The organism is Candidatus Nitrotoga sp. M5 (assembly GCF_927904885.1).
Lineage (GTDB): Bacteria > Pseudomonadota > Gammaproteobacteria > Burkholderiales > Gallionellaceae > Nitrotoga.
Genome location: NZ_CAKMNW010000090.1, coordinates 1 through 5,570, shown reverse-complemented (window position 1 = coordinate 5,570; position 5,570 = coordinate 1). Strand labels below are relative to the sequence as shown.

Below are 5,570 nucleotides of genomic sequence, written 5' to 3'. Positions count from 1 at the left end.
ACGGCGTTTCATCAGCATTGGTAGGACTCGAGTTCAGATAGGTGAATTTTATCAATAGTGCTTCATGAGAATGGGTTTTTCGAGGTGCCCTTTAGTGGTTTAGTAGGTTTAAGATGCAAATGTTCCATGGCGCCGGCATCAGGGTCGTTAAAAGTACCCATTGAAATACTATCTTCACCTCGAGCAACAATGGTTGTCACTACAGCATCTCCCGTGACATTTACGGCCGTGCGCATCATATCCAACAAACGGTCGACCCCCATAACCAAGGCAATACCTTCGACGGGCAAACCTATTTGATTAAATACCATGGCTAGCATAATCAACCCAACACCTGGCACACCTGCCGTTCCAATTGAGGCCAAAACGGCCATGCCGATCACCGTCATATAACCCGCCAAACTCAGCTCAATGCCATAAACATTGGCGATAAATACCGTGGCAACCCCTTGCATGATAGCCGTGCCATCCATATTTATGGTGGCACCGAAAGGCACCACAAAAGACGCGGTTGAATTGTCAACACCCAATTTCTTTTCTACCGCTCTTAGCGTGACAGGGATGGTCGCGCTTGAGCTGGAGGTACTGAATGCAAATACTTGAACCGCACGCATTTTCTTTAAAAACATCAAAGGACTGACACGCCCCCAAAATTTCAACAGCAACATCAGTGTGCACGATGCATGAAGCAACAACACTAATATTACTACTCCAAAATAGCTGAGCATGGGCACAATCAACCCAAGCCCCTGAACCGAAAAAGTCTTCGCCATCAACGCAAACACTCCATAGGGTGCAATCGACATCACAACCGTAACAACCTTCATCATCACTTCATTTAATCTCTCTGCACCATCTGCAATAGGCCGTGCTCTATCCCCTATCATCAAAACGCATATTGAGAATAAGATCGTAAAAAAGATAATTTGCAGCATATTGCCATCTGCATAAGCAGCCACTGGATTACTCGGCACCAGATTAATAAAAACTTGCGTTAACGGTGGGGCTGTAGGCGCTTCAAATTTCGTTTGAGCGGCTTTGATCAAATCAAAATCTTTTCCTGATCCAATAATCGTTGCCACAAAAATAGCCAAAGCAACGGCTGAAGCCGTAGTCAACAAAAACAATAGAAATGACTTTAAGCCAACCCGTCCTAACTTCTTAATATCTCCAATCCCACATACCCCACAAATCAGTGAGAAAGTAACCAGCGGAACCACTAACATTTCCAATAAATTAATAAATATCGCGCCTAATACATGGAATAAGCCATTGACGACATAACCTTGAATAAACGTCACATCACTGGCGAAGACATTAATCACGCTTCCCAACACCAGCCCAGCAACCATCCAGATTAATATTTTTGTAGTCATTTGTGGCAAGTTATCAGAAATCATCCAGATCGGATGATATTTTTCGGGAAAATGTTCGATGGAATAGTTCAGTTAGTTATGAGATTGGATTATCTAGGGCCGTGTACTATTTTCGGACGTCTAGTTTGAACCAATCAATTGCACGCAAATTCAGACTGAGCCCTCCTCATTATTTCCATGCTTGTCGGAAAAGTTAGAGCCATTAACAGGGGAGCAACAAGAATTGGTGACCGCATTAGAGTGTGCGTATCGTATTATGAATCTATATCCAGCTGTGGCTTTCCAGCTCGCTCGCCTTAAGACCGTGTTGTCATAGCCATGCCGTTTGTGGCGAAAATGATTTATAACATTCCAGTGACTAGCACTTTGCTGGATTGATTGGAGGCCGATAGCGCCTTAAGGACACCTTAGAGAATCAAATTTTGCGAGCAGCCGCTTGCCTGTTCACCCCGTTGCGTCATAATACTGCGTTACTCAAAAATATTTAACGCTTACATATCAAACATAAGCATCACTCAAATTTTTTACTCGCGTCTTGACTTGTATAAAAATTTAATTTTTATAGGTGCTCTTAAGACGAATTTGCGGTTGGGAACGTAAAGAACGTTGTCTCTGATGAATAGACACTGACGGCTGAAAAGTAACGCTGTCAATTGATAAGAGATAAAACCGCCGAAGAAGTACGATATTAACGAACTCAGCACTTTTGAACGCTTTAACGCCGCTTGAAAGTTGAATTTAGTGGTTGGATAGTTCGTATTGCGGGCACGTTAAGGCCATGTAGCACCTGATGTTTGGTGTTATGGCCTTAACAGTCAACCACAAATAATGATTTTAGCCACCTATAAACTACCTTAAACGACTATAGCAAAGGTAAACTTATAGTTTGGTGGGATGGCTACACTCTGATTTTTACAAAAACGAATAGGGTAATTGAGCAGATGGCTCACAATTAGGCCATTTGCTCAAAAAACCAACATGTCAGAGATATTTTTAACTTATTCCGCTGACCGTTTTACCATTGGATGATTTTGCCAGTGACTCTAGGGCTCCCAATTGCGAAGATACTAAATATTTACCTAGCGGGAAGCACGCTTACGATCTTGTTCAGTAAGATGACGCTTACGTATACGTATGGATAGCGGAGTAATTTCCACCAGTTCGTCGTCGTCAATAAACTCAACAGCAGACTCCAGCGTTAGCTGAATTGGCGTGGTCAAGCGCACTGCTTCATCCGTGCCGGAGGAACGTACATTGGTCAACTGTTTACCTTTGATAGGGTTAACCACAAGATCGTTATCGCGGCTGTGTATACCAATGATCATGCCTTCATACAATTTATCCCCGGGGCTGACGAACATGCGGCCACGATCTTCCAGTTTCCATAAGGCATAGGCCACAGCCTCGCCATTGTCTTGAGATACCAGCACTCCATTATGACGTCCGGGCATATCTGGCTTGACCGGACCGTAGTCGTCGAACACGTGCGAGATAAGCCCGGTGCCACGGGTCATTGTCATAAAGTCACCTTGGAAACCAATCAAGCTTCGTGCTGGAATACGATACTCCAAACGCACACGACCTCTTCCATCCGGCTGCATATCCTGCAAATCACCGCGCCGGCGACCCAGTTCTTCCATCACCGCACCTTGGTTTGTCTCGTCCACGTCCACAGTGAGCATTTCATATGGCTCACTTTTTTCACCGTTAATTTCACGAAACACCACGCGCGGTTTCGAAACAGCTAATTCAAAACCCTCACGACGCATACTTTCCAGCAAAATGGTCAAGTGCAATTCACCTCGTCCCGACACTAAGAAAGAATCTGTCTCACCCGAATCTTCCACGCGCAATGCCACATTGACCAGTAATTCTTTAGTCAGACGATCGCGAATCTGGCGACTAGTAACAAACTTACCTTCTTTTCCTGCCAAGGGGGAATTGTTCACTTGGAAGGTCATAGTCAATGTGGGCTCATCTACCTTAGGCATAGGCAGCGCTTCTGGCTGGTTAATATCGGCTAAAGTAACACCAATACCGATGTCTTCAATACCGTTGACCAGAATGATGTCGCCAGCAGCCGCTTCTTCCATTTGCACCCGCTCTATGCCACTGAAGCCCAGTACCTGATTGACCCGCGCTTTCTTCGGCGGCTTATCGCCATTCAACAGCATAACCTCTTGACCAGGCCTAATGCGTCCCCGCGAAACGCGCCCAACACCTATGCGCCCAACAAAGCTTGAGTAATCAAGCGCAGAAATTTGGAATTGCAGCGGCCCGTCCATATCTCCAGTCGGCGCAGGCACATGCTTTAACACGGTTTCGAACAATGGACGCATATCCGCGCTTGGATTCGCCAAATCCAATGTCGCGTAACCATTCAACGCAGATGCGTAGACTATTGGAAAATCCATTTGCGCTTCGGTTGCGCCGAGCTTATCGAATAAATCAAAGGTATGATCTACTACCCACTCTGGCCGCGCGCCGGGACGATCAATCTTGTTGATTACTACGATAGGACGCAATCCCAGTGCCAGAGCCTTGCGTGTCACAAATCGAGTTTGCGGCATCGGGCCTTCCACCGCATCTACCAGTAACAGCACGCCATCCACCATCGACAGAACTCGTTCTACCTCACCACCAAAGTCAGCGTGTCCTGGCGTGTCCACGATATTGATATGCACGCCTTCATATTCCACAGCACAATTTTTTGCCAGAATGGTGATGCCACGTTCCTTTTCAAGATCGTTATTGTCCATCACGCGCTCAGCAATATGCTGGTGCGCAGCGAAAGTGGCTGTCTGAGACAGCAGCTTGTCCACCATAGTGGTTTTGCCATGATCAACGTGGGCAATGATGGCGATATTACGGAGTGCGCGCGACATGTTTGCTACCTAGTCTGGATAAAGGGCGCGCATTCTATCATAAGGACACCTCTAAATATTACTATTCATTCCAAACAACCACTTTGGAGGGTGTCTCTAAAAATTCAAGTAACCAAATTAAGGTGACTCAGTGAAGTATTTTTTATAATTACATAATAACAACAAGCAATTGTATATAAAATATATATATACAATAAGATCTAACTATACAAGAACGGATTCAACTCTGAAGTGCAACTTTTGTAAGCGAACTTAGGTGGCGAGCTGCGTTAATATCGGAGCCACTTAAACGACCAAGTAAAAGGAGCACAGATGAAGAAATATAAGCAGCTCACCATCGGGCAACGATATCAGATTTACGGATTGAAACAAGCTGTTTTGAATCAAACTCAGATTGCCCAAAAGATAGGTGTGGACAAGTCGACGATTTCACGAGAGTTCAGGCGAAACAAAGGTCAACGCGGCTGGCGACCCAAGCAGGCGCAGTCGTTCAGAGATGAGCGCCGGCAAGCCTTGGCGAACGGCAAGTGCTTCTCATCGGATGAATGGGGGGAAGTCGAGCGGTTGATCCGGGAAGACCTCAGCCCGGAACAGGCCGCAAATCGGCTTGAATTAGAAGGTGGCTTGCAGATTAGCCATGAGATCATTTACCAACACCTCTACACGGACAAACGAAATGGTGGAGACCTGCACCGACATTTGCGCAGTCATAAACCACGCCGCAAGCGATATGCAAGTGGGCAAGAGCGGCGAGGCATGATTACGAATCGTGTCAGCATTGATGAACGTCCGGAAATCGTTGACCAAAAGACGCGCATGGGTGATTGGGAGGGTGATACCGTCATCGGCAAGAATCACAAAGGTGGACTGGTTACACTGGCCGAAAAGAAATCGCGCTATGTATTAGCGGGGCATATACGCAGCAAGTAAGCATGCTGCTGGGGTCACAGCTGTGACAACGCGCCTGCTGACGCCTTACAAGGATAAGTGCCATTCCATCACTTTCGATAATGGCAAGGAGTTTGCGGAGCATGAGAAAATGGCAGTGGAACTAAAAGCAGACATTTATTTTGCCAATCCCAATCACTCCTGGGAGCGGGGATTGAACGAAAACAGTAACGGGCTCTTGAGGCAGTACTTCCCCAAGAGCATGAAGCTGGCAGACATCACCGAGGAACAAGTGCAGGAGGCGGTAGAGCGGATCAACCACCGACCTCGAAAAGTACTCGGATTTAGAACCCCGCATGAGGTATTATTTGTAGTAATCGCGACATCATCTGACAGTTACCCGATTTGATCGAAGTGACTG

2 protein-coding genes and 1 pseudogene are annotated in these 5,570 nt (G+C 46.2%); 1 reads left to right on the top strand and 2 read right to left on the bottom strand.

Annotation, left to right across the window (positions count from 1 at the left end; translation table 11 throughout):
* Window positions 1-62: 62 nt before the first annotated feature.
* Window positions 63-1,400: a dicarboxylate/amino acid:cation symporter gene (locus MJ770_RS15260; protein WP_239256071.1), complete on the bottom strand. Its 1,338-nt coding sequence runs from the start codon at window positions 1,398-1,400 to the stop codon at window positions 63-65.
* A gap of 1,055 nt (window positions 1,401-2,455) precedes the next feature.
* Window positions 2,456-4,261, bottom strand: a complete 1,806-nt coding sequence (gene typA, locus MJ770_RS15255; protein WP_239256070.1) for a translational GTPase TypA — start codon at window positions 4,259-4,261, stop codon at window positions 2,456-2,458.
* Window positions 4,262-4,573: 312 nt separating this feature from the next.
* Between typA and MJ770_RS15750 the strand changes: the two are divergent.
* A pseudogene (locus tag MJ770_RS15750) lies at window positions 4,574-5,558 on the top strand (IS30 family transposase).
* Window positions 5,559-5,570: the final 12 nt, after the last annotated feature.

Excerpts from the sequence above, each read along its gene's own strand:
- typA (WP_239256070.1), bottom strand. The coding sequence starts at position 4,261 with ATGTCGCGCGCACTCCGTAATATCGCCATCATTGCCCACGTTGATCAT.
- MJ770_RS15260 (WP_239256071.1), bottom strand. The coding sequence starts at position 1,400 with ATGATTTCTGATAACTTGCCACAAATGACTACAAAAATATTAATCTGG.